This is a genomic window from Pseudoalteromonas sp. PAST1, from assembly GCF_021532515.1.
GTDB classification, from domain to species: Bacteria; Pseudomonadota; Gammaproteobacteria; order Enterobacterales; family Alteromonadaceae; genus Pseudoalteromonas; species Pseudoalteromonas simplex.
In genome coordinates this window covers 1-24,542 of sequence record NZ_JAKGBH010000038.1, presented here as the reverse complement: position 1 = coordinate 24,542, position 24,542 = coordinate 1, and the positions used below count along the sequence as shown (strand labels likewise).

Annotated in this window: 20 protein-coding genes; 13 read left to right on the top strand and 7 right to left on the bottom strand. The window is 39.7% G+C overall.

Translation table 11 applies throughout. The features are described 5' to 3' along the window. Positions 1-42: 42 nt before the first annotated feature. Complete coding sequence (locus tag L1272_RS16760) at positions 43-474, bottom strand: MarR family winged helix-turn-helix transcriptional regulator (protein ID WP_235373902.1); 432 nt, start codon at positions 472-474, stop codon at positions 43-45. A 123-nt stretch (positions 475-597) separates the two neighbouring features. Between L1272_RS16760 and L1272_RS16755 the strand changes: the two genes are divergently transcribed. Then, positions 598-1,026 (top strand): organic hydroperoxide resistance protein, encoded by a 429-nt coding sequence (locus L1272_RS16755; protein WP_054553604.1) that lies wholly within the window; start codon positions 598-600, stop codon positions 1,024-1,026. Positions 1,027-1,053: 27 nt separating this feature from the next. Here the strand turns inward: L1272_RS16755 and L1272_RS16750 are convergent, their stop codons facing one another. Next, positions 1,054-2,787: a GMC family oxidoreductase gene (locus L1272_RS16750; protein ID WP_235373901.1), complete on the bottom strand. Its 1,734-nt coding sequence runs from the start codon at positions 2,785-2,787 to the stop codon at positions 1,054-1,056. 151 nt (positions 2,788-2,938) lie between these two features. Here L1272_RS16750 and L1272_RS16745 point away from each other — a divergent pair, with 151 nt between their 5' ends. Further along, a complete protein-coding gene (locus tag L1272_RS16745; RefSeq protein WP_054553606.1) occupies positions 2,939-5,062 on the top strand; it encodes a methyl-accepting chemotaxis protein in 2,124 nt (707 codons plus the stop codon). A 1,034-nt stretch (positions 5,063-6,096) separates the two neighbouring features. On the opposite strand, the gene L1272_RS16740 is transcribed toward L1272_RS16745, so the two are convergent. Next, complete coding sequence (locus L1272_RS16740; protein WP_054553608.1) at positions 6,097-7,569, bottom strand: sensor domain-containing diguanylate cyclase; 1,473 nt, start codon at positions 7,567-7,569, stop codon at positions 6,097-6,099. 400 nt (positions 7,570-7,969) lie between these two features. On the opposite strand from L1272_RS16740, the gene L1272_RS16735 reads away from it, so the two are divergent. After that, entirely contained in the window at positions 7,970-9,433 is a 1,464-nt protein-coding gene (locus tag L1272_RS16735) for a DUF3360 family protein (RefSeq protein WP_235373900.1), read from the top strand. Positions 9,434-9,466: 33 nt separating this feature from the next. Here L1272_RS16735 and L1272_RS16730 read toward each other — a convergent pair whose 3' ends face one another. Further along, the gene (locus L1272_RS16730) at positions 9,467-10,048 is read right to left on the bottom strand and encodes a TetR/AcrR family transcriptional regulator (RefSeq protein ID WP_235373899.1); all 582 of its coding nucleotides are present in this window, start codon (positions 10,046-10,048) and stop codon (positions 9,467-9,469) included. A 102-nt stretch (positions 10,049-10,150) separates the two neighbouring features. Between L1272_RS16730 and L1272_RS16725 the strand changes: the two genes are divergently transcribed. Then, positions 10,151-10,693 carry a carboxymuconolactone decarboxylase family protein gene (locus L1272_RS16725; protein WP_054553610.1) on the top strand — a complete coding sequence of 181 codons (543 nt, stop codon included), beginning with the start codon at positions 10,151-10,153 and terminating at the stop codon, positions 10,691-10,693. Between the two features lie 75 nt (positions 10,694-10,768). On the opposite strand, the gene L1272_RS16720 is transcribed toward L1272_RS16725, so the two are convergent. After that, a complete protein-coding gene (locus tag L1272_RS16720) occupies positions 10,769-11,293 on the bottom strand; it encodes a hypothetical protein (protein WP_054553611.1) in 525 nt (174 codons plus the stop codon). Between the two features lie 52 nt (positions 11,294-11,345). Between L1272_RS16720 and L1272_RS16715 the strand changes: the two genes are divergently transcribed. After that, positions 11,346-11,705, top strand: a complete 360-nt coding sequence (locus L1272_RS16715; protein WP_199530045.1) for a DUF1294 domain-containing protein — start codon at positions 11,346-11,348, stop codon at positions 11,703-11,705. A gap of 50 nt (positions 11,706-11,755) precedes the next feature. On the opposite strand, the gene L1272_RS16710 is transcribed toward L1272_RS16715, so the two are convergent. Both L1272_RS16710 and L1272_RS16705 read right to left on the bottom strand, forming a co-directional pair. After that, positions 11,756-12,100, bottom strand: coding sequence for a PEGA domain-containing protein (locus tag L1272_RS16710; RefSeq protein WP_138618862.1), 345 nt, complete (start codon positions 12,098-12,100; stop codon positions 11,756-11,758). Positions 12,101-12,216: 116 nt separating this feature from the next. Then, a complete protein-coding gene (locus tag L1272_RS16705) occupies positions 12,217-14,175 on the bottom strand; it encodes a serine/threonine-protein kinase (RefSeq protein WP_235373898.1) in 1,959 nt (652 codons plus the stop codon). Positions 14,176-14,434: 259 nt separating this feature from the next. Between L1272_RS16705 and tagH the strand changes: the two genes are divergently transcribed. The 8 genes from tagH to L1272_RS16665 all read left to right on the top strand — a co-directional run bounded on the left by tagH (position 14,435) and on the right by L1272_RS16665 (position 24,454). Continuing rightward, complete coding sequence (gene tagH / locus L1272_RS16700) at positions 14,435-15,742, top strand: type VI secretion system-associated FHA domain protein TagH (protein WP_235373897.1); 1,308 nt, start codon at positions 14,435-14,437, stop codon at positions 15,740-15,742. Between the two features lie 26 nt (positions 15,743-15,768). Next, positions 15,769-16,227, top strand: a complete 459-nt coding sequence (tssJ, locus tag L1272_RS16695) for a type VI secretion system lipoprotein TssJ (RefSeq protein WP_138618868.1) — start codon at positions 15,769-15,771, stop codon at positions 16,225-16,227. Between the two features lie 10 nt (positions 16,228-16,237). Continuing rightward, positions 16,238-17,566, top strand: coding sequence for a type VI secretion system baseplate subunit TssK (tssK, locus tag L1272_RS16690; RefSeq protein WP_235373896.1), 1,329 nt, complete (start codon positions 16,238-16,240; stop codon positions 17,564-17,566). Positions 17,567-17,581: 15 nt separating this feature from the next. Further along, complete coding sequence (tssL, locus tag L1272_RS16685; protein ID WP_138618872.1) at positions 17,582-18,859, top strand: type VI secretion system protein TssL, long form; 1,278 nt, start codon at positions 17,582-17,584, stop codon at positions 18,857-18,859. A gap of 10 nt (positions 18,860-18,869) precedes the next feature. Next, positions 18,870-22,370 (top strand): type VI secretion system membrane subunit TssM, encoded by a 3,501-nt coding sequence (gene tssM, locus L1272_RS16680; protein WP_235373895.1) that lies wholly within the window; start codon positions 18,870-18,872, stop codon positions 22,368-22,370. Continuing rightward, positions 22,352-23,080 (top strand): type VI secretion system-associated protein TagF, encoded by a 729-nt coding sequence (gene tagF / locus L1272_RS16675; RefSeq protein WP_138618876.1) that lies wholly within the window; start codon positions 22,352-22,354, stop codon positions 23,078-23,080. The genes tssM and tagF overlap by 19 nt, the downstream gene beginning before the upstream one ends. Then, the gene (locus tag L1272_RS16670; protein ID WP_235373894.1) at positions 23,073-23,864 is read left to right on the top strand and encodes a PP2C family protein-serine/threonine phosphatase; all 792 of its coding nucleotides are present in this window, start codon (positions 23,073-23,075) and stop codon (positions 23,862-23,864) included. Before tagF ends, L1272_RS16670 begins: the two co-directional genes overlap by 8 nt. 155 nt (positions 23,865-24,019) lie before the next feature. Next, complete coding sequence (locus L1272_RS16665) at positions 24,020-24,454, top strand: type VI secretion system ImpA family N-terminal domain-containing protein (protein WP_235373893.1); 435 nt, start codon at positions 24,020-24,022, stop codon at positions 24,452-24,454. The last annotated feature ends 88 nt before the right edge of the window (positions 24,455-24,542 follow it).

Genomic DNA, 24,542 nt, shown 5'->3' with positions numbered 1-24,542 from the left:
TAAAAAGAGGTGTAATCCAAATTCACTTTCAAATAATTTTTGTTAATTAAGGTCACTATTTACTAAATCGAGTAATTCAATTAGTTGCAGTGCTTGTTGTTCGTTAATGCTCGGGAAGCGACAACGAATTTGCGACGGTATCTCAGCGGCTTGATCTTGTATCGCCTTGCCTTTGGCTTCGAGCTGCACGAGTCGTTTGCGTTTATCATGGCTATCCTTAGTGATCGACAACAATGCTTTATCGCTCATTTTTTTCAAAATTTGCGTCATCGCACCGCCATCTATGGCGGTTTTTTCAAGTAACTCAGCAATACTGATCTGATCTTTTTCCCACAGCGCCATCATAACTACGTACTGTGGGTAGGTTAAATCTAATTGATTGAGAGAATCTCGATACGCACGGGCAATCCCATTCGATGCCATATACAAGCGGTGGCATAGCTGGTTATCTAATTTTAGTTGTGGGTATTTCATGCACGATCCTCAAAATTCAACACGAGTATTTTAATTTGCATGCAAAGTATTTGCAATCCCGAAAAAGCTGATCTAATATATTTTGCATGCAAAATATATTTTCACTCAATTAGGAGAGTAATCATGAAAGAACTACAAAGCGTCGCATACACAGCAAAAGCAACAGCAACAGGTGGCCGTGAAGGCACAGCAAAATCAGACGATGGTCGTTTAGATGTGGCACTATCAACTCCTAAAGGGTTAGGTGGTGATGATGGTCAAGGTACAAACCCTGAGCAGTTATTTGCAGCTGGTTACGCGGCTTGTTTTATCGGCGCATTAAAGTTAGTGGCAGGCCAAGCAAAAATTAAATTACCAGCAGATACCCACATTAATTCTGAAGTATCAATTGGTCCTATCGAAGGTGGTTTTGGTATTGCAGTTAAGCTTGCGGTATCGGTGGGTGATCTTGATAAAGACACCGCTCTTGCACTGGTTAATAAAGCGCACGAAGTATGCCCATACTCAAACGCAACACGCGGTAACATTGCTGTAGAGTTATCAGTGATCTAATCGCTATTTACCAAAATAGGCCGTGCTTTATGCACGGCTTTTTTGTTTTTCAGCAATCGATTTTGCTAAATCGCCTGAACCAGTAAGTGCTGATACTAGACCTTCGCGTGGTTCACTAAATTGTATTGGCTTTATCTTGCTTGCTCGGGCTGCATCGAATATCGGTATTTGGCTCATTGCGTATTCCGACAATGCGGTAATGGTTAATGATGGGTTTACCCCTAAATTTCCGGGTATGATTGAGCCGTCAATAACACGTAGGTTTTGATAGCCGAACACTTCACCTGAGCTATCAACAACGCCGTTAGAGGCATCAGTGCCCATGGCGACTCCACTCATTATATGCGCCGTCATTGGGGCACCAAAGAGCACTTCAGTTAAGGCTGAACCGGGCACGCCACCGAGTTTTTCGGCGTAGAGTTTGGTTGCTTCTTCTGCTTTTGGAAAACTAACGCTAAGCGGCGTGTCATTGTCTTTTTGCACCGCAGTAATGCTGTTTTTAAATAACCGATACCACTTGCGTCGCCATTCAAGGTGAATAAACGCCTCGGATTTTTGCATCACCAAAAATACAATTGAGCTGCGGGCTTTGCCTTTTGGCCGCAATACTTTAGCTGTTTTTATTGGATGGCGCAGTGTATTCACTAAAAACTTAGCAATACGCTTGAGGCCTTTGCCTGTCACCATAGGAACGTAAGGTAAATATAGCCATGTGCCATCAGCGCCTTCTCTAAACCGGCAAATTTCAATGTTGGTGTCTTTGTCGACCGAAATAAATGAGCTGATCGCAACGCCATCATCAACTTTTTTAGTGGTATTGTTCGCGGTGGTGAGGGTTTCTGAGTTAGTGCGAATTTGCTGGCCTAGCCAAGCTGAGATATTGGGCAGTGTTTTGTCTTTATCGCGCATTTTTAAAAGCAAAGGCACAGTGCCCATGACCCCTGCGCTTAGCACGACGCCCCGTGTTGTCAGCGTGTAAATATGGCTATTGCGATGGCTGGTATCTTTAATTTTAATTTTGTATCCGGCGCTGCCATCTTCATTAAGCGGGATGATTTTGATTACTTCAGAGCTAGGTCTTATTTCTACACCGTTGCGTTCTGCAAAGTACAGATAATTTTTCATTAAAGTATTTTTGGCATTATGGCGGCAACCAATCATGCAGCTACCACAGTAATGGCAGGTATTTCGCCTCGGACCATCGCCACTAAAGTATGGGTCGGGTAGCTCTTTTTTATAGGCTTCGCCGGGTTTTGCAAAAAGTACCCCGGTGTTCACGGTTTTGAATGAGTCGCCTTGCCCCATCTGCTCAGCAATGTCTTTTAGTGTGTGATCGGCAACATTGGTATAGGTATTTTTGGCGCTACCTAACATGCGCTGTGCAAGGCCATAGTAGGGCATGAGGCTGTCTTTCCAGTCTGATTTTATCCGTGTCCACGCTGGAGATTGAAAGACTTCATCATCAGGAATAAGGTGCACATTGGCATAAATTTGTGAGCCACCGCCAACACCTACGCCATGTAACACTGCGACTTTGCTGGTAAACGAAAATTGAATGCAGCCTTTAAGGCCAATTTCTGGCTGCCACATATAGTTTTTGATATCTAGGTTGGTCTTTGGAAACTCTTTATCTTCGCGGCGAAGACCTTTTTCAAGTACTAAAACCCGGTTACCTTTTTCGCTGAGGCGAAGCGCACTCACAGAGCCACCAAATCCCGAGCCTATAATAATTTGGTCAAAATCAAATGTGTGTTGCTGCATTGTTTTCGCCTATTGGTGTTTATTATTAATTTAGCTGATTATTAACTTACTTTTTAATTATTAGAAATCATACTTTTTTTATATTTATCCTAATGAAACCAGTCAAATGGTCTAAACTAAAGGTGATTTATAATAGTAGCAGGAAGAATCAATGCGGCAGTTAGCGTTAGCGAAAAAGTTGTTATGGCTTACAGTTGGAAGCATTTTCATAACCGTTTTTGTTTTATCAAGTGTTTTATGGTGGCAATTATCGAGCAGTAACCAAGATTTAGCTGCGCAATCAGAAAAGCTGATTGTCGCCGAAGTTGAAGAAAAGCTAGCCTCAAATGCCGTAGCGTATGGTGAACAAGTTGCAGGTTTCATAAACGAAGCCTATCGAGTACCTTACTCATTTGCAGCAATCTTAGGGGATCACGATGCAGCAGGCACCTTAACTCGAGATGCGGTGGTTGAGTTAAATCGCTCTTTGCTACAAAAAAATACTATTCTTTCATCTATTTATTCGCAATTTGAAGCAAATGCGTTTGATGGCCGAGATGCTAATTTTATTAGTGGATATGATCACTCAGTTGCTGGTGTAGGTACTTTAGAAATCTACTTTACTCGTAATAGAGATGGCAGCATAGAACAGCAGGCAGTTGACGATGCGGCTGAAAAATATGTGGATACGCTCAATGAATTTGGTCAGCGTGAAGCTGAGTGGTACTTGTGTGTAAAAGACACCAAAGTGCCATGTATTATGGAACCCTACTTATACGAAATCACCCCTGGTTATTCTGAAATGATGACCTCTTTAACTGTGCCCATTCTTCGTGATAACGAATTTATTGGTGTTGCCGGGGTTGATTTAACATTGCCTGTATTTCAAAGCATGACCGAGCAACTCTCAAAAGAATTGTATAACGGCAAAGCTCGCGTCACTTTATTAAGCTCACTCGATTTAGTGGTTGGTAGCAGCCATTACAAAGATAAGCTTGGCAGACCGTTAAAAGAGGCGGTGGCTAAAAGCACTTTAGACAATTACGTAAAAGCGAAAAAGCAAAGTGGTGTATTTAAAGTCGGTGATGAGTATTTAGTTAACTACCCAATTACCATAAAGCTTGCTAAAACACAGTGGAACTTACTGATTGAAGTACCCGCCGAGCTTGCCCTTGAAGGGCCTCAAGCGCTAGCAAATAGCATGAGTGAAAATGCCAACACACTAGGCGGTTTGATTTTGGTGACGGGTATTATTATTGCTGGTGCAGCCTTTGTGATCATGACCTTAGTGATCCGTACAATTGTGGCACCATTACAGCAGATTCAAAAGCGCGTTGATAACCTTGCTAGTGCTGAAGGTGACTTAACTCAGACCTTACATGTTGATACTCATGCTGAGCTAATCGCATTAGCAACTGGCTTTAACGCGTTTCTTGCTAAATTGCGCGATTTAATTGGTGAGCTTAAGAATGTATCAACGCAAACCAAAGAGCAGGCTCACCTAGCGACTAGTGTTGCCGTTGATACTAAGCACAACGTTCAAGCTCAATTCCAAGAAATTGAGAGCGTAGTGACCGCTATGAACGAAATGAGCGCAACAGCCCTTGAAGTTGCAAGAGCCTCAGAGCAGTCAGCGCAACAAGCCGATGAAATAAATGGTTTAGTTGTTAGCAGTGAATCGAGCTTGTCGTCTGCGGTTACCCAAGTTAAAACCATGTCGGACGAAATTAAAGAGGCTAATCAAGCGGTCGAAAAAGTTGCGGCACGCAGTAACGACATTACACAAATTTTAGACGTGATCCGAACGATTGCAGAGCAAACAAACTTACTTGCACTGAATGCGGCAATTGAAGCAGCAAGGGCTGGTGAACAAGGTCGTGGCTTTGCGGTGGTGGCTGATGAAGTAAGGGCCCTTGCTTCAAAAACGCGTTCATCAACCGATGACATCAGTGGTTTAATTGACAGCTTACAGCTAGAAGTAGGTAATGCGTCTAAGGTTATTGAACAAGGTGTTGTGCGTGCACAGACCGCGGTAGATGAAACCTCAGTTGCATTTGATGCATTACACGAAGTTGTAGTTAAAGTAGACGAAATCACGCAACAAATTACCCACATTGCAACGGCTGCAGAAGAGCAAAGCTCGGTCACAGAAGAAATAAACCGCAACCTGACGTTAATTTCAGATGCCGCATCACAACTCGCTGAGCTATCTACCCAAGCCGGTGATGGTAGCCAAACTCTTAATGCACTTGTTGCACAACAAGATGATGAGTTGAATAAGTTAAAAACGAAATAGAGAGGGAGCTATAAGTTCTAGTTGCGAGATAAGAGATGCGAGAAAAACGCGATGTAAGATCGCTGCTACAAGCTCGCATCTTGTATCTATTTATCGTAAGAATGACTTTAGTCATGAATGATTAATCACCACACAAAAGTAAACCTTGGCCGTAGGCGTGAAACGTGTTTCGTGCGCCAAGCAAGCGTGACGCCTACAGGTCGCAGCGGCTTTATGCCGCGACGAAGGGTAAAAATATCGTTATGCGATGAAGTAATCGAATCTGAAATCGATTAAGGGTGGTTATACATCGCTCGTAATTGTTAGATATTTATTTTTACCAAAAGTAACGTAATAAATGGGTAAAAATAGACCCGATAGTAAGTTACTGCTCATAGTGTTCGAAACAGTTACTTTATTTGATTGAATATCTTTGACAGAAAGTTTAGGGCTAGAGCACCAATCAATGGAGAACCAGATAAATCTAGCGTCGTCAGGTATTGTGTAGTTGGTCAAAGAGTTGGGTTTGATTTTTCCGATCTTTTTATAATCGGCCCATAAAGTGTAATCTCTAATTTTATCATGATGTTGTTTTGGTCTGGTTACTTCAATTTCCATTTGAACCTCACTAGGATAGTAATTCCATTAAACTTAACGGGCTTATAGCTCGTTTTCTTCCATATTCAGTGTATTTTTATCAGAGCCGTTAATTAATTACTAGTCGTATAGTGCAAAGAAACTTAAGCTCATGCTCGCACCTCGCACCTCGCACCTCGCACCTCGCACCTCGCACCTCGCACCTCGTTTCTATCTCTCGTAGGAATGACTTTAGTCATGAATAATTAACCACCACTCAAAAGTTAAACCCTTGGACGTAGGCGTGAAACGTGTTTCGCGCGCCAAGCAAGCGTGACGCCTCAGGTAGCAGCGGCTTTATACCGCGACATGGGTGAGGTAAGGGCATACGAGAATAAAACGCGATGTAAAATCGCTGCTACATGCTCGCCCCTCGCATCTCGTCCTCGCATCTCGTATCTTTACTCTCGTAACTCATTCTAACTACACTGCGCTTGATTACGGCCTTGGTTTTTGGCTTGATACAATGCTTTATCGGCGCGTTTTAACATCGATTCTATATGCTGATCACTTGCTTTTAAGGTGCTAACACCAATACTCACGGTGAATTTAACGTGTTTGTTGTCGGCGATGATGTCTTGCTGTTCGATATCGGCTCTGATCTTTTCTGCGATAGCAAAGGCTGTGTGGTTATTTGCCATAGGTAAAAATAAGACAAATTCTTCACCACCAATGCGTCCCGCAATATCTGATGCTCTGCTATGTTGGGTGAGTTTATGTGCTGTGGTTCGTATTACTTCATCGCCAGTTGCGTGGCCATATTTGTCGTTTATAGCTTTAAATTGGTCTAAGTCTAACAGTAACAGGGAGCAGGTACATTGCGCGTCATGATATTTTGCAAACTGCCGATTAACCTTTTCGAAAAAGCCACGGCGATTATAAAGTTGTGTTAAATGATCTGTCACTGATAAGGCTAATGCTTCATGCTTAGCACGTTCTAGCTCATAGGTTCTTTCTTCTACTTTTTGTTCGAGCATGGTGGTCAGCTTTTGTTGTTCTTTCTTGCGCTGAATAAACACAGCTTGAATAAGCAATACCGCTGAAAGAGTAAATAAAAAGAAAAACTGCATGGTCACTTCAGCTGTTTTAGGGTGATGATAATAAAAATACCCCCATCCTTGATTACTTCCTACCCAAGCTGCAAAAAATACCAACATATTCATGCAGCTGGTGGCGGTTGGTGATAACCGCGTGGCTGCATAAAGCAGCGGAAACAACAGTAATGCAGGTTGTAAAAATGGTAATGTCATGGCTGTGTATGCGGGGCCAAAAATAAAATAACACAACAAAACCACGGTCAAAGTAAGCAACAAAAGTTTAGAAAATTCACTAGAAGTGACCGGGTGCGGCCAATTTCGCCATAAAAAGTAAAGGGCAGGGGTGAATACAATCGCCGCTAAGGCATTGCTAATACTCCAATTTAATATGCCTACATACAAGCCATTAAACCACTCGATACCAACTAGTGAGTATATGCCCACACCGAAAAGTGCAGAAATCACGCCAATCGCAATGCAAGCAACAATAAACACTCTGGCTAAACTGGTGACGCTTGTCAGCAGTGTGTGTTGTTTAAGTTTTCGGTTAATTAGCCAAAATGCTGTTAAAGCAGCGAGAGTATTACCTGTGGTTGTTGCGGCATTTATTGCTATGTGTTTAAACGTGAATGGATTTAAGTCGCTAAGATAAAAGTAACAAAGCACAACTAAACAGGTGCCTGATGCAACGCCCAACCAGGCTTTACGACCAAATAACATCAAGCCTGCTAATGCGACTCCTGCTGGTGGCCATACCGCCAGTGTTTTTAACACTTGCATAGTAAACAAGCCAAACAGCAGATAAACAGAGCAAACAATTATATTAAATTGCCAAGGCTTGAGCTGTGTGTTCATACATCCCTTTATGTGCTTATGTAAGAAAGCCACCGACTTGCGAGTTAGCATTAACCAAACTACTAATAAATTAGTATATTAGTAGTTGGAGAATAGGCAAATTCGATTAATCTAAAGTGGTTTTTCTCTAGCTGTTTGCTATTCATACAATTTATTAGACTAATAGTTAATGTGTTTGAAAAATAACCTTTAGCTTACTTTTTCAAAGCGTTTTTTATAAATAAAGCTATTTATATCAATGTATTAAATTTATTTTCGGATGCTCTCAGTTTATTAAAAACACCTATTTTATAAATTCATACCCTACCTTTTGCCTAATCGTGTTTTACGTCAGGCTGCTTTACCCTAACTGCATAATAAAAACTCACACAATTTTTCAAGATAGGTAGTAGGAGAACTTATGAATAAGAAGCAACAAAGCTATCAAGATCTTCATAAACCCAGCAGTGATTTTTCGAGTCGTGACGAATACCTTGAACACGAATTACAAATTATGCAGCCTAAGCGCTGGCGTCCTAACTTACCATTTCGTGATTATCGGTTTGAATTAGAAGACTCTATCCCTGCCATGGCAGGCACCATAGGCAAGGTGGTCATGGTGGGTGCAATTGCTGCAACATTTGCAGCGCCACTGGGCTTAGGTGAAGGCTTTATTCTAGAAAACGTGCGTTATGAGCTGTTAATTGTATCGATCTTCATTTTATTATTTTCAGGCTTCTTTTTACCAACAGCAAACTTAGCGGGTACGCATGGGCCGCTTATTCCTTTGATCCCGATAGTGGTTGCTGCAGGGGGTCACCCAATGGCCTTCGGTTTACTGATAGGGGCGTTTGGTCTGTTACTGGCGCTTAGTAAAGGCGGGAGTTTACTGGCGGGGTTAACCAGCCGAGGCGTGTGTGGCGGTTTACTGCTTTACCTTGGCTTTATTGGTACGATTTCACAGGTTAAAAAGCTGTTCGCATGGGCTGAAGGCATTGATATGACCCATATCGCTTTCATTGTGATTTTGTCGACTATCGTGTTGTACGCCTTACTTGAGCACTACAAAAAACGTTGGTTAGCCGTGCCATTAAGTTGCTTGCTTGGCGGTTTAATTGCATTTTTACTGGGGGCGCCGTTTGAGTTTAAAACAGCACCGGGTTTACCAAATATGAACCCAATGTATTGGTGGGGTGAAAATACCGGTTGGATGCTGGGATTACCAACCCTAGAGAGCTTTGTAGTGGTCTTGCCATTCGCGGTGCTTGCGGTTGCCATGTGGTCACCTGACTTTTTAGGACATCAAGTATTCCAAAAAATTAGTTACCCAGAACGCACTGAAAAAGTACAAGTGAACATTGACGATACCATGTTTAGTGCTTCAATCCGCCAGACATTTGGTTCATTGTTAGGCGGCTCAAACTTTACCTCGTCATGGGGAACCTACATCGTGCCAGCAGCTATCGCTAAACGCCCAATTCCTGCGGGAGCGGTGTTAACAGCATTATTTTGTATCATTGCCAGTATTTGGGGCTACCCAATGGATTTAGCTATTTGGCAACCGGTGTTATGCGTCGCTTTGATTGTCGGTGTGTTTATCCCACTTCTTGAAGCTGGCATGGAAATGACCCGTGAAGGTAAAACTACGCAATCGGCTGCTATTGTGGTGTTTTCCTCGACCTTAGTGAACCCTGCATTTGGTTGGTCATTAACTATGTTGCTCGACAATTTGGGCTTAATTGGTTGTAAAGAGCGAAGCTCTGAGCTGTCTCCAATGAGCCGCTGGATTATTCCATTAGTGATGTTTGTTATCTTAACAAGCGTGATGGCAATAGTGGGGATGCTGCCAGGTATTCCGGCTTTAATGTCAGACTTTAGACATTGATATGTGAGGGTAAGGTGATAAACGCCTTACCCTTTAATAATTTTCTATAAGTGTGAACATCATACCAATAAGCTGCTCAGTCATCGGTTTCGACATTGGCCTGTGTAAATAACTTCTTAAGCCAGTAAATTGTATCTGAAATAAACGAGCATATTCTAGCGGACTATGAGTGTTGGGTAGTTCACCACGCTGTTGTGCAATATCAAATAGAGTCGATAAGTCGTGTTCAAACTGCTGCAAAAGGTCATCGGTTAACGTTTTAAGTTTAGGCTGAGTGTGATCGAATTCTGTACTTGCTTTGATTAACATACATACTTCACATCCATCTTCAGCACTTTCAAGTACCGTAACAACAAATGCATGTAAGCCATCAAGTACTGTTTCGCTATTCTCAATATGGCTCGCTAGCAACAGCTTAAGTTGCGTAGCATAGACTTTTAAAGACTCTGAATATAAACCTTCTTTTGAACCAAACGCTGAATAAATACTGCCTGGGCGCATATCAACGACCGTTTGGAGATCACGGGTAGATGTCGTAGAAAAACCCTTTTTCCAAAATAGCATTTGTGCCTTCGTGATTACTTCATCGCGATTGAATTTAACTTTATTGACCATGACGAATACCAAAATTGAGCAGTTGTTCAATTTTAACTTGAACAACTGCTCAAAAACAACTAGGCTAATCATAAATCTTAGTCAGACACGATAGGAGATAACATGAAAAACTTTGAACTCTACACAAAAGAAACCGCGCCAGAGGGCTCAAAAGCACTTATCGATAACTCAGTATCAGCCTTTGGTATGTTGCCAAATTTACATGCCGTGATGGCAGAGGCACCTACACTACTTGAAGGTTACCAAGTGCTTCATGAGTTATTTCAAAAAACATCGTTTAATGCTCAAGAGCTGACAGTTGTTTGGCAAACAATTAATGTTGAACATAATTGTCATTATTGTGTACCTGCACATAGTGCAATCGCTGCGAGTATGAAGGTTGATCAAGAGATTGTTGATGCGTTAGTTAATAAAACTCCACTTGCTGATCCCAAGTTAGAAACTTTAAGAAATACAACCTTAGCAATGACGCGCAACCGAGGTGTAATTGACGAAAGTGAGTTAGAAGAGTTTTACAGTGCGGGTTATGGAAATCAGCAATTATTAGAAATTGTTCTAGGTTTAGCACAAAAAGTGATGAGTAATTATACGAACCATTTAGCTGATACGCCTGTTGATCAGCCGTTTAAAAAATTTATTAAGTAATAAATAAAGCACGGCTATATACCCAAACCACCTCAAGGTGTGAGTTTCTGCATCTTGGGGAGGTTTGGGCATAGCTTACTTAAACTTAACCGTTTTTTCGCTGCGGGTGTAAGTTCGGGTATCGGGTTTTGTCCATTGACCTTTTTTAAGGTAAGAGGTCGACACTACAAAGCTGTTATCTTTAAACTCGCTCGTCGATTTGACTTTAGTGATCCCATCTTTGTTACCCGTTACATTTTCATAAGCAACAAACTGAGTAGGGCTAAGTACATTCATAGTGCCTTGGGTGTAAAACCCAGCTGTAGTGAAGTAATAAAACACCAAAGACTGCTTTTTATTGTCCCAAAAAATCATCGACTCACCACCATATTCACCTTCATTGATAGAGTGAATGGTTTTAATAGCCGTGCCATTGAGCGCGCGTTGCCAGGTACTCACATCTTGCACCGCAGGTTTACCTGCTGCGACATTAAAGTCTGACTGCCACGTGCCTAAGTAAGGTTCAAACACTTTTAGCTTGTCATCAAGTTGTTGCTCTGCTGCCATAACAGAAAGCGAACACAGGCAGATTGATAGTAAAAGTGATTTTAGGTATGCCATAATAGCGCCCCGATAAAATTAATTTGTTTTGCACAGTATAGGTGATACTTCGTTGATTAAGAAAACATTAATTACATTTTCATTGTTGTTTTTAGCGCTGTTATGGCTGACATCATGGCAACTTAATATTACCTACTTTATTGCAGGCACTTACAGTGTAGCGAGCTTAATAAGCTTTTTGGTGTATGGCTGGGATAAACGTTTAGCAATGCAACATGGCGAGCATGTTATAAGAGTACCTGAGCGTACACTGCATATTTTAGGGTTAATCGGCGGTTGGCCAGGTTCATTCATTGCGCAGCAATGGTTAAGACACAAATCTAAAAAACGCAGTTTTATTGCCGTACTCTGGTTAACAGTTATTGTTAATTGTAGTGCGATATGGTCGCTGTATTATTTTAAGTTAATTTAAAAGAAGATCAAAAAAGGAAAGCAGTCGCTTTCCTTTTTTGTTAAAACCACTTATTGAGCAGCTTGAATTGATTCAATGCTATCAAGTTCAATTGTTAGAATTGTTTTCTTATCAACAACAACCCATTTGCGGTAAGTTAAGTAACCTGGCTTGGTTACTTCAATGTCGTACTTACCTTCATCAAGTTCAATACCATCTTCATAAACAGGTTTAATATTCATAATACGAACGCGCGCATCATCAGGTGTTGTGACTACCGTTAATGAAATTACAGGTACTTCTTCTACCACTTCAGCTACAGGCTCTACAATTGGCTCTGGCTCCGGTGAAACTTCTGTAGTTGATGAGCAGCCCGCTAGTATTACTAACGCACAAGCCAGACTTAATTTTTTCATAATTACTCCATTTAATTACACTATTTAGTAAACGTGAAAGAAGAAGAGTGGTGTTTTCAAAAGTAAAACTTTGCAAAATTGCTCTTCTCTGACGCTTGATTATTTAAGTTACTGAGTTAGAGGGTATTTTCTAGACTCTTCCGTATTTCTTCACTGCGTTCAACTAGCTTCTCTGCCGTTCGGTACATTTTTACTTTCATTAAGCTGCTTGCCATAGAAATATACGTTGTCGCTATCTGATCTTTGATCATTAAAATAGGCTCAAATGATTCAGGGAAAATTTCTGCTTCTTTGCTAAATGACTCATCAAATTCGATAAGCTGCTTATAGTCTGAAACATTAGCTAGTTGAGAGCTAAACTTTGCTAACTTTTCTTGATAAAAAATCTTTGCGTCATCGTCAGGGTAACTGACTGTGATCCCCTCACTGATTTTTTTCTTATATTCAGCTAAAGCGATCATGGCTGACTCTTTTTTCCTCAACGCAGTAACGAGTGGCTCAAGTTCTGAAGTATTTGAAAAAACTAATTCACCTACATCAAGTAGCCTTTTCTGTGTAACGAAATCCTCGTTTTCAATCGAGCTTAAAACAGCTAGTTTGAAATTATCTATGTGTTCTTGGTTGGGTGTGTATACAAAACTAGAATCAATAATGTTTATTTGAGATACAAGGCTATCTATATTATTGTCACCGCTCTCGGTATACCTCGATTGCGATAAAAGTACATCCAGACGATAGCTAAGATCAGAAAGGATCGACTGCCTTTCAGTAAGTAAACTTTCGAGTTTATTACTTAGTGTTTCAGAATCAGGGTAGACCTTTTTCGCTTCGTCATAGATATGAATAGCTTCATCATACGCTCTTGTATTTATGGAAGTTCGTGGTAAATCTTCAACCTGCTGAGAAAATTTTTCTACGATTTTATTTTGATGGACAGCTAAAAGCCCTTCTTTTAAAACTTTATATTGTGGAGGTATTTCATTTAGGCGTTGTGGTAAGCCATCACTAGACCAACCCATCCATGTTTCAAGTTGTTCAACTTTTGCGAGCGAGTTCTGATAGTTTGCTTCAATCAATTGCTGTGTATCAATTTGAGAGAAGTAAAGGTAACCAGCACCGCCAAGAAGTAAAGCGTAGCAAGCTGCATGGATAAATAGAGTGGTTCTATTATTGTTTAGTTCGGACCTAATTTCGGAGAATGATTTAGGTCGATTTGCAGCATCAAGTGAAATGCATTTTTTGAGTTTGAGCCAAACACTGATAGAGCAATTGCTTGGTTTCTTGACACTTGTATCTTTTGCTACTTGATTTGCAGCGACTCTATTGTACGGATGCTTGCTTGTTAATAACTCAAATACGAGACAGCCAAATGCAAATACATCGTCTTTGGCGGAAGGTTTGCCTCCATTTAATTGCTCAGGACTCGCATAAGTAGGAGTATATCCATTGCTATTAGGTTGTTCATCGTTAGCTGGAGCTGCATATTTATCTTCATGTAGATTTGTCTTTGCAATTCCAAAATCCAAGATTTTTAAGTTTCCTTGTGAGTCAAGAATTATGTTTGAAGGCTTTAAATCACTATGAACTATTCCCTTAGAGTGGGCATAAGTAAGGGCATCGATTAGCTGATTTATGATAGGCTTAGCTCTTTTTTGAGATAAACCACTGGGTTTATTTCTTTTAATTAATTGCTCAAGAGTTTCACCTTCAATCCATTCCATTACTACAAAATGGTACATGTCACTTGATGCAGCAGAAAAAACTCTCACAATGTTAGGATGAGAGAGAGCGCGAGTTTTAATAGTCTCATCTTTCAACAACAATAACGCATCTTCAGAGTCAGCTAGCTCTGGATGTAATACTTTTATTGCTACAATATCATCTTGATTAGAATGAGTATTTAGATAGGTGTCTCGTGCTCGGTAAATATAACCCATCCCACCTTCGCCAATTAATTCTTCAATTAAATAGCGTTTTGCGAGTGTTTTACCAATTAGATGAAGCTTGCTTTCTTTTTGTATTGCATTTTTATTTTTTATTGAGGCAATACGTGTTTTATCGTTTTCAGAAGTCATTATAATTCCTTTTTATAAAATCAATCTCCTTTTGACTGGTGCATATTTTACAAAAAATACACCAATAAGCAATCATTCAGTTTATATTAATGAAATAGTACTTAAGGTTTGGTTTTTAAGTGGGTACTACTTTATGTTCTTTTATTTTGTTTTTTAAAATTATTTTAAATTTCAAATTTGGGTATTTTTGCGCGTTGACTTTATTCCGTGAAGTATTTTATCCTATTAGAATGTTTGTATTTATGGGACTAACAATCAAATGGAAGTGATTCTAAATGTTACCAGTTATCACAGGCTGTCACCTGAGATAGATGCGAAAAAAGTAGTAAAAAATGAATTAACTTTTGGTCGTTCAGAACAGTGTGATTGGTATTTACCTGATCCTGAAAAAGTAATATCTGGCCGTCATGGCAAAATCGTAAAAGAAACTGATGGCTTTTATGTATATGACTACTCAACCAATGGACTATTTGTAAACTTTTCTGTATCTCCTTTAGGTAAAGAAAATAAGCACCGCCTTAGTGATGGTGATGTTTTCACTATTGGTGACTATCAAATTGAATCTACAATCCAGCAAGCTAATCAACCACAAGGTTTTGAGTCGCAAATCAACTCATTTAACCCATTACAGCCTGAATTAAAGAGCTCAACTGAAGATTTTAGTGGCTCTGCTGAGCGACAAGTAGCTCATGACAGTTCAAATGTGCTGGAAGAGGCAATAGTAGCGCCTACTTTTACGGAAGCACCGAGTGATAATATCGACATATTTTCACAACAAAGCCTGAGTCAACCCATTCCAGAGGATTGGGATGAACTCGCACAACTTTCAGCTACGGCAGAAGAAAAAGAAAATAGCGTGCCTGTATTACCGGCAGAAGAGCCTGTAATTAGCACTCCAGCAGTTAACGATAGTAAGCCGTTTAATAATGGCAATAGTGCAATTGCTGCAAATAACGCCTCTGTTAGCGCACCTGTAAAAGATAATCAAATTCCTAACTCATCGAAGTTAATCTCTTCATTTTTAAATGGCTTAAGTGTCAATGAAAAGCTATCAGCGGAGCTGCAAAATGAAGACACATGGCAGCGTATGGGGGAATGCTTTAAGCTTTTCCTTGAAGGCTCGATGGATTTGATTCGCCAGCGAACAAATATTAAGAATCAACTTAAATTGAATCACACAACGTTTAAAGTTGAACAGAATAATCCACTTAAGTTTTCAGCAACCATTGATGATGTAATGCAGAATCTTTTTGTTCTCAATAGTGCAAGTTTTTTGCCAGCAAATGAAGCAATTAAAGAAAGCTTTGTTGATACAAAACTTCACGAGCAAGGGTTATTAGCAGGTGCAACAGGGGCACTTAATGGTCTTTTAGAACAATTATCACCCGATGGCATAAAAGCACAAAGCAATAATGGTGGGTTGCTTAGTTCATTGCCTGCTTATGGTGGTGCTTCTAGCTGGCGTATATATAACGAATTGTATGCTGATATTACAGATGATGTTAAAGCTAAAGGCGTTTTAGCATTTTCTGATGATTTTCTGAAGGCGTACAATGGTGGAAATTAGCTGTATTACAATGAAGGAATAATGCAATGTTGAAGTTCAAGCTTACCTTTGTAGGTGCTTTATGGGTATTTTTAACAGCCTGTACAACAGTAAATAAGTTTGTGCCCCCATCTACTGATTTAAATATTTCAGTGGCCTCAGATGTGAATCCAGATATCTCTGATCGTCCTTCACCTGTTGTTTACAAAGTGTTTGAACTGAGCTCTCGCACCATTTTCGATACGCAAGATTTTTTTAGTTTGTATGAAAATCCTGAAGCAGTACTTGGGCCTGATCTTCTAAAAAAAGATGAGCTAGAGCTACAGCCTGGTTCAACAATTGAATATAAAATGAATTTAAATAGAAACACTCGCTTTGTTGGTGTTGTAGTCGCTTATAGAGATATTGAAAAAGCCCGTTGGCGCGCGGTAATAGAGGTTGATCCAACAGGCTATGATGACATTGACGTAAATGTTGAGTCGTTAGCTGTATATATGAAAGATTAAAGGAATAAACATGAGTGATTACACGCGGGTCGCATGGACAGAAGGAATGTTCTTAAGACCTCAGCACTTTCAACAGGCAGATAAGCATGTTTCTAGTGTAATTAGAAGAGTTATAGAGGGCACTGTTCCTGATTCATGGGGAGTAGTAGAGCTTGAGATTAATAGTGAGCTACTTGTAACAGGCCAATTTGCCATTGATAAGTTGTCTGCTATTTCAGCAGACTTATGCCCAATTCAGATGCCCGGCGATGAATACCTTCCTGAGCCTTTGATTGTAGCTAAAAGTGCCTATGATGAAATAGTATGCCTTGCAATACCGGCTCTGAAAGGAAGTGGCATTAATCTATCTTCTAAAGACGACGAATTGGTGACACGTTACCGAGTTGCAGATTTATCAGTAAGTGATGACAGTTTAGGCTCTCAAGCTCAAGAAATGATTCAAGTTGCTAAGCTTCATAGTAGACTGATGTTAATGTCTGATGATACATCAGGTTATGTCTTGCTGCCGCTTGCAAGAATTACAGAAGTGACTAGTGAAGGGGCAATTAAACTTGACTCTAAGTATGTTCCGCCAAGTCTCTATGTTAGCAGTAATAAGCCTTTAACAGCGCTTGTCAGAGAAGTATCAGGCTTAATTAAGCAACGTGCTGAAAGTATTGCAGTGAGGCTGTGCCAAGGGTATGCAGGTAGTACATCAGTGGCCGATTTTCTGATGCTACAAACTCTTAATAAATATGATGCAGTTTTTCAAAGCTTATTAACGCATTCACGTGTTCATCCGCGAGAGCTTTACACGCGACTAATTGAGCTTGCAGGAGAACTTGCAACTTTTAGTGCTGTTAACAAGCGGGTACCGCAACTTCCTAAATATGACCATACAAATTTACAGTTTGTTTTTGCAGAAGTTGTGAACTTCCTCTATCAATCATTAAGTCAGGTGATTGAACAAACAGCCACTGAAGTTAAATTAGAACAAAGCAAATTTGGTATCTCATTTGGTGCATTAAGAGATAAGTCGATACTTGACTCTGCTCAATTTGTACTCGCAGTTAAAGCGAGTATTCCGCATGAAGAGTTAAGAAAGCTATTACCTTCGCAAATTAAGATTGGTAGCGTTGAGTCGATCCGAGATTTAGTAAATAACCAATTGCCAGGGATCTCAATTAATGGCTTACCTACGGCTCCACGTCAAGTGCCTTACCATGCTGGGTATCATTATTTTGAGCTCAATAAAAACAGTGAACATTGGAGCAAACTCAAATCAAGCGGTGGTATCGCTATTCATTTGTCGGGCAACTACCCTGATTTAAACTTAATTCTTTGGGCAATTAGAAGCTAAAAAGGAAGCGTTTCAATGGATGAAACAATAATCAAACCACGTCCCGGCCGTTTAAGCCGAGATAAATCAAATGCTGATGCATCACAAGGTTCGAGTGACAAAACCGTTGTCTCTTTTAGTCACTCTTCACCTGAAAAGGCGAATGTTAGTTCTGTATCAATTTTTAAAAATGAATTACTCGATGCAGCTAATGACAGCTTTTCATTGATTATTTTTATTAATCAGTCATCACAAATTGACAGTTTAGCAGCTTTAAAGCATCGGGCTATTGAATCAATTAAGCGATTTGAAACCAATCTACGTGCAAAGTCTATTGAACTTACGGTCATTAATAATGCACGTTATTGCCTATGTGCTGTTATCGATGAAGCTGTATTAAATGCAAAATGGAGTTCGCTGGAATGGGCTGAAGAGAGCTTGCTATCTACTTTTCATAAAGAAACATTTGGTGGTGAGTACTTTTTTACTTTGCTTGATGATGCTTTAGTACACCCAGAAATGAACAGAAACTTCTTAGAGCTACAGTACCATTGCTTAAATTTAGGTTTTAAAGGTAAGTTTCGAGTTGAAGCCAGCGGGGAAAGTAAGCTAGAAGATTACCGTAATAGAATTTACCACATTCTTAATCAAATAGATGGACCACATAGCCAATTTTTAGCACCTAGCTGGAAAAGCCGTGTTGCAGCAGGTATGGAGCTAAGAAATCAAATTCCACTTTGGGTTGTAATTTCGGTGCTTGCTTTAATTGCGCTTGTGGTTTATTTGTTTTTCAACATGCGCCTTAATGAGCAAGTTGACGCAACAGCTGAAAATTTGAAGTTAGTTCATCCTTTGTCATCTTCACAAGTTGAAGGCAATAAAAGTAAGCAATTGGACTTGTTAACCCAGTTATTACACACTGAAATACAACGCGGTATAGTCAGTGTTGAGCAACAAACAGATAGAATTAGAATAACAATAAATAATGAGAGTTTGTTTAACTCAGGCGAAGCGATACTTTTGCCGTCTTTTCAACCAATTTTAGAGAAGTTAGCGCTAAGCCTTGAAGGAACAAAAGGCAAAATCTTAATCACAGGTCACACCGACGATAGCCCAATAAGTACCAGTCAGTATCCTTCGAATTGGCATTTATCATTAGCTAGGGCTACACAAGTAGCAAACTCAATGGCTAAGAATACAGGCTTAATGGGAAGGTTATGGCCAGAAGGAAAAGGTTCAGCAGAGCCTTTAGTGAGCAATACGAATTCAGATAAGGCATTAAACCGCCGAATTGAAATCGACTTACTTTTTTAATGGAGTTGTGATGAGTTTTATTCAAAAGTGCAAGCGCGCTATGTACGCTGCTACTTCTCGTAAGGTAATGATTGTTGTTGGCTTTTTAGCTCTCTTCCTACTTATTTGGTTTGGTGGCCCATTGATTGCGATCGCCGATTATAAACCGTTTGAAAGTATTGCAGCACGTGCTATCACAATTTTAGCAATTTTATTGGTATATACCGCTGTTAAATTGATTGAGTTCAGAAATCAAAGCAAACGAAATACCAGCATGACAGAAGAACTGATTGAGGTTGATGCTAATGCTGCAGATGAAGTCCAAGAAGAAATTAAAACCTTAAAAACTCGTATGGTTGAGGCGATCGAGTTATTGAAGGATGCTAAGCTTTTTAATGGTCGTAATATCTATCAGCTACCATGGTATATCATGATTGGCCCTCCTGGTTCAGGTAAAACAAACTTCATTAATAACTCAGGTCTTGATTTTCCTTTAAAGGAAAAGCTAGGCACAGACCTAATTCACGGTGTTGGTGGTACGCGTAATTGTGATTGGTGGTTTACTAATAAAGCAGTGATTATCGATACCGCAGGTCGTTACACAACACAAAATAGCCATGCTTTACATGACTCAAAGGCATGGCAAGGTTTTTTAGGTCTACTTAGAAAATACAGACCCAAGCGGCCTGTAAATGGTGTGATCATCAGTATGGGGATATCCGAACTGATGAATCAAACTAAAACTGAGCGTAACTTACATGCCCGTGCGATAAAGCAACGATTACAGGAGCTTCAAGGGCAGCTTGGCATGACCTTTCCTGTGTATGTTATTTTTTCAAAAGTCGACTTGGTTGAAGGCTTTAGAGAGTTTTTTAGTGAGCTCAGTGATGAAGAAACGGAGCAAGTTTGGGGGGTAACTTTTGAACTAGATACTGATTCTGACAATCAAATTGAAGTGTTTAACAAAGAATTTCATGGATTAATTTCAAACCTTACTTCGTTATTAAATCGACGTTTGATTAACGAGCATGATTTAGTGAACCGCTCTAAAGTGTTTGAATTTCCGAAGCAACTTCGTGCTCTTCAGAGTGTTGGTTACTCTTTTTTGAAAGAAATATTTACACCAAATGCGTATGAAAGCTTGCCAATATTTCGAGGTGTCTATCTTACGAGTGCAACGCAAGAGGGAACACCTTCTAATTTGTTGAGTGATCAAAGCTCAGCAAAAAAAGATTATATTAACCAAACTAGAAGCTTTTTTATCAAGCGTTTATTAGAAAGTGTTATTTTTCCTGAACAGAATCTAGCAAGTACTAACAAACATCATGAAAAGCAAAGTAAGTGGTTACGCGTTTCATGCCTAGCCGTAACATGTATAACACTGATTACATTAAGTGTTTCTTGGTTTATTAGCTTTTCATGGAATAGTGATCTAATAGATGAAACGAATCAAGCTTTAGCTGAATATCAAGTATTAGATCAAAATACGGTCGATAAAAGTAATCTAATTATTTTGAATCAGCGTTTTAATGCGCTAAAGAACTTCCCTGTTAATAAAATTAATGCAGAAGACTTTGAAGCGTATGGTTTTAGTAAAGTTGAAGAGCTAACAGAAGCTTCGAAAAGCGCCTACTTACGTTCTTTAAAAACATACTTAGAACCATTTCTACTCAATGCGCTAACATCTGAGATGGAACAACAAGCAGACTATTTGAGTTATTTATATGAGACTTTGCGTAGCTATCTGATGTTATTTGAACCTGAGCATTATAACCAAGATGATTTACTTGCATGGTTTAGCGCCTACTACGAAAGAGCTCTTCCGGGTGATGTTAACGTAACCAATCGTGCTGATTTAATGGCTCATACACGAGCACTCCTCGATTATGGTATTTCTGGGCAGGAAATTGATCATCAAGCTGTTCGCCTTGCTCGAGCTGAATTAACAAAATTGCCAATCGCAGAAAGAGCTTACCAAAGATTACAAGCTGATTTTATGGAAAGTAGCATTCCACCAATAAAACTAACGGACATTATAAGCTACGAAAGCGCGAGAGAATTTAGTTTTCAAAATCCTGAAGCTACGATGAAAAGTATTCCGGGCCTTTATACTTATAATGGTTACCATGGCATCTTCAATGTCGAGAAAAGCAAGATGCTGGGTAATCTGATGGCAAGTAGTTGGGTTTACGGTGAAGAAGCTGCAAACACATACGATATTTCTAAAGCGGAGATCGAAAAGAAATTAGAGCAAAAGTATTTTCAAGATTATATTTATTACTGGCGTTCGTTTGTCGATGAGCTGACTTTAAAAGAGTTCAATTCACCAACAGAAGGTGTTCGCGTTACTAATGTTTTAGCGGGACCTGAAGCGCCAATAAAAAATATTATTACAACGGTTCAAAAAAATGTTCAATTGACTAAGTTGCCTATTTCTGAAAATCAAAAGGCTGCCGGTAAAGTGGCTGCAAATGCAGCTGAAGTCGCTATGCATACTAAGGCTAATAGACTTAAGCGCTACTTACCAAATGAAACTCCAAAGTTTGAGGTCAAGCTTCCTGGTCATCAAGTAGAAGAAGCATTTAGTGATATTTTAGAAATCGAACCACAGCAACTTGAAACAATACAAGCAAGTTTAAGAGAGCTAAATATTTACTTAAATCAACTTGATCGTGGTGGCTTACTTAAGTCTTCTGTGAAGAACCAATTAAGTGGCAAAAATAAACCAGAGTTTCTAAGCCAGCTTGAGTTTCAAAGTAAAGGGCTACCTTATCCTGCCAGTCATTGGTTGTTGAACATAAGCCAAGATACGTCAAACATCACTAGAAAAAGTGCCAATCAACACCTTAACGAAATTTGGAGAAGTAGTGTTTTACGAGAGTACAACGCAGCAATTGTAGGGCGTTACCCACTAGTACCTCACTCGGATAAAGAAATTAATCTTAAAGATTTTTCGGATTTCTTTGGGCCTGAAGGCACTATTGATAACTTCTTCACGACCTATATTGCACCAAGTGTCGATACGAGTAAGAGCCCATGGCGTTTTGAAAAAAATATAGGAGTAAGCGAGTCTGCACTTAGAATGTTTGAGCAAGCGGCCAGAATTCGCGAAGTGTTCTTTGATGGGAATAGCAATACACCGCGAATAGAGTTTGGTTTAAAGCCAATTAAATTAGACCAAACGATTTCCAGTTTCATGATAGAAATAGATGGTCAGTCAATGATTTATAGGCATGGTCCGCCGAAAGTTAAGAGCATTGTTTGGCCAGGAGACGTTGCCCAAAGTAAAACCAGAATTGTGTTTACACCACCGTATGGGGGCAGAACAATCAATACTAGTTACAGTGGCGAATGGTCTTTCTATCGAATGTTAGATGATTTAAAGGCCCAGCGAGCCGAAACACAAAATGACTTAGAGTTACACTTTTCGCTGCAAGGTAATAATGCAATGGTTGAATTGTTGCCAAATTCAATTAGACATCCATTTTGGAACGCAAGTATAGAGAGTTTTTCATGTCCGACAAGGCTATAGGGATTGGCTATTTGGGCAAGGTTCCATTTTTGGGTGACTTTGTCCAAGAAGGAGTTTGTCAGCAGTTTTCAGAGCACTGGGAGCATTGGTTACAAGCTGCTATCGCAGTCAGCAAAGAGCAACTGGGTGCTCAATGGCAAGAGCGTTATTTAACAAGTCCAGTTTGGCATTTTGCATTGTCAGAAAATTTAATAACGAGTAGTGCTAAAAAAGGAACGCTTTTGCCAAGTGTTGATGCTGTAGGGCGCCATTATCCTTTTACGGTCCTCGTTGATAGCGATAGCACTCCCATTGCGACGTTAAATTCGAATCAACTGTCTCTTGATTATGAAGACGCTGTGTTATCTGTACTTGATGACAGTGTAGACTTAAGTTTATGGCAGAAGAAGGTGATGAGTACGCTTAAGGAGAGCCGTTCACCCGCTAAAATATTCAGTAAAAGCCTTTCTCCAGATGAAAATAAATCTGCTGTAGTTTTTGAGTTTCAAGGAGATGAGTTAGGTGGTGGAACTGTCGATGATGTATTGCATTCACTCTTACTCAATAAATATGGGGATTATAGTGTTTGGTGGACCCACGGTTCTATAGATATCAAGCCTGTTGTTTTTGTTACAGCAGGTTTACCACCAGTAAATCAAGTGGCTGCAATGCTAGATGGACGTTGGCAGCATTGGGAATGGAATTATACCCAGGTAAGTGAGTGTGAATAAAAATTTTATCAGTTATGCCGTGTCTCACCGTGGAGTTATTCGCGAGCTAAACGAAGATGCTTATGTTGAACTTAATAAATACAACCTTTGGATTGTAGCGGATGGCATGGGTGGGCATGAAGCCGGCGATTTTGCAAGTCAGCTAGTAGTTGACGTTATTAAGGCTGAAGTTGAAGAGTTACCCGTTTCATCAATTTCAACCGAGATGTTGATTAAAGCAATACAAAGTGCAAATACGAAACTGCTTGAATATAGCAGTGACTTTTTAAGTAATAAAACGGCCGGTACAACCGTTACTGTACTGTTTTTTAAAGACAATAAATATTCTGCTCTGTGGGTAGGTGATAGCAGAATATATAGATACAGAGCTAACTCTTTGTTGCAGTTATCACGGGACCATAGTCAGATTAATGATTTAATCGATGAAGGATTACTAACAGAGCAAGAGGCAATAAACCATCCTTTAGCTAACGTAATTACACGTGCGGTGGGGGTGCAAAATGAGCTGTCTGTCGACTTTGTTGAAGGCGACTTATTAACTGATGATATTTTCTTACTTTGCTCGGATGGTTTAACAGGTGAGTTAAGTGATTCAGAAATTAGTATTGCTTTAGCGCCTAAAAATATCATTGATTCAGGAATGGCATTAATTCACTCCACTCTTGTGCGTGGTGCAAGAGATAATGTTACTTTTATTTTAGTGAAAAATGAAAAGCTGGATAATTCTAATGATAAAACATTGATTAATGATGACTTGACTGTGCCCTTATTATTAAATAGCTAATATATTATTTTAATAAGGTGGATAATTTTTGTTTAATTATTTTATTTTTTGTAATTTAATTTTAATTAATGCTTTTGTGGCTTGAAATTATAAATAAGAGATGTATTATTTTACGTCTCTATTTTGGGTGTAAAAGGAATTTTTAAGGCGATGGAATGTTTGTTTTTGATGAATATTTAGCTCCGATTAGTGAAGATGCATTCGCAGGTATTGAGCCTAGATCAGATGTATCTCCTACCTCAACGTACTATTCCTTAAAAGATATGCGCAATCAGCTACGTGCTGCTGAAAGACTTGCGCTTGTTGATGATGAAGGGATCGCGTCTTTGGCACGTGATTGGCAACCATTATTAGAATTGTGTAGCACTGCATTAAAAACAGAAAGTAAAGATATTGAGTATTTGGCGTGGTTTACTGAGGCATTGTGTCGAATCCACGGCTTTAAAGGACTGGCTTTTGGTTTCAAAGTTGCAAAAGAGCTAGTTAGTAACCACTTTGATGCACTTTATCCAATGCTTGATGATGGTGATGAGATATCTGATAAGGTCTCTCGCGAATTCAACCCCGAAGTGCACCACTCGCTAAATTAGGCCGCATTGCGTAATTCGTTAAACACAACGACAGGCTGTTTGTAACCTAGGCACTTTCTAGGTCTGGCGTTTAGCGCACGTTCTATAT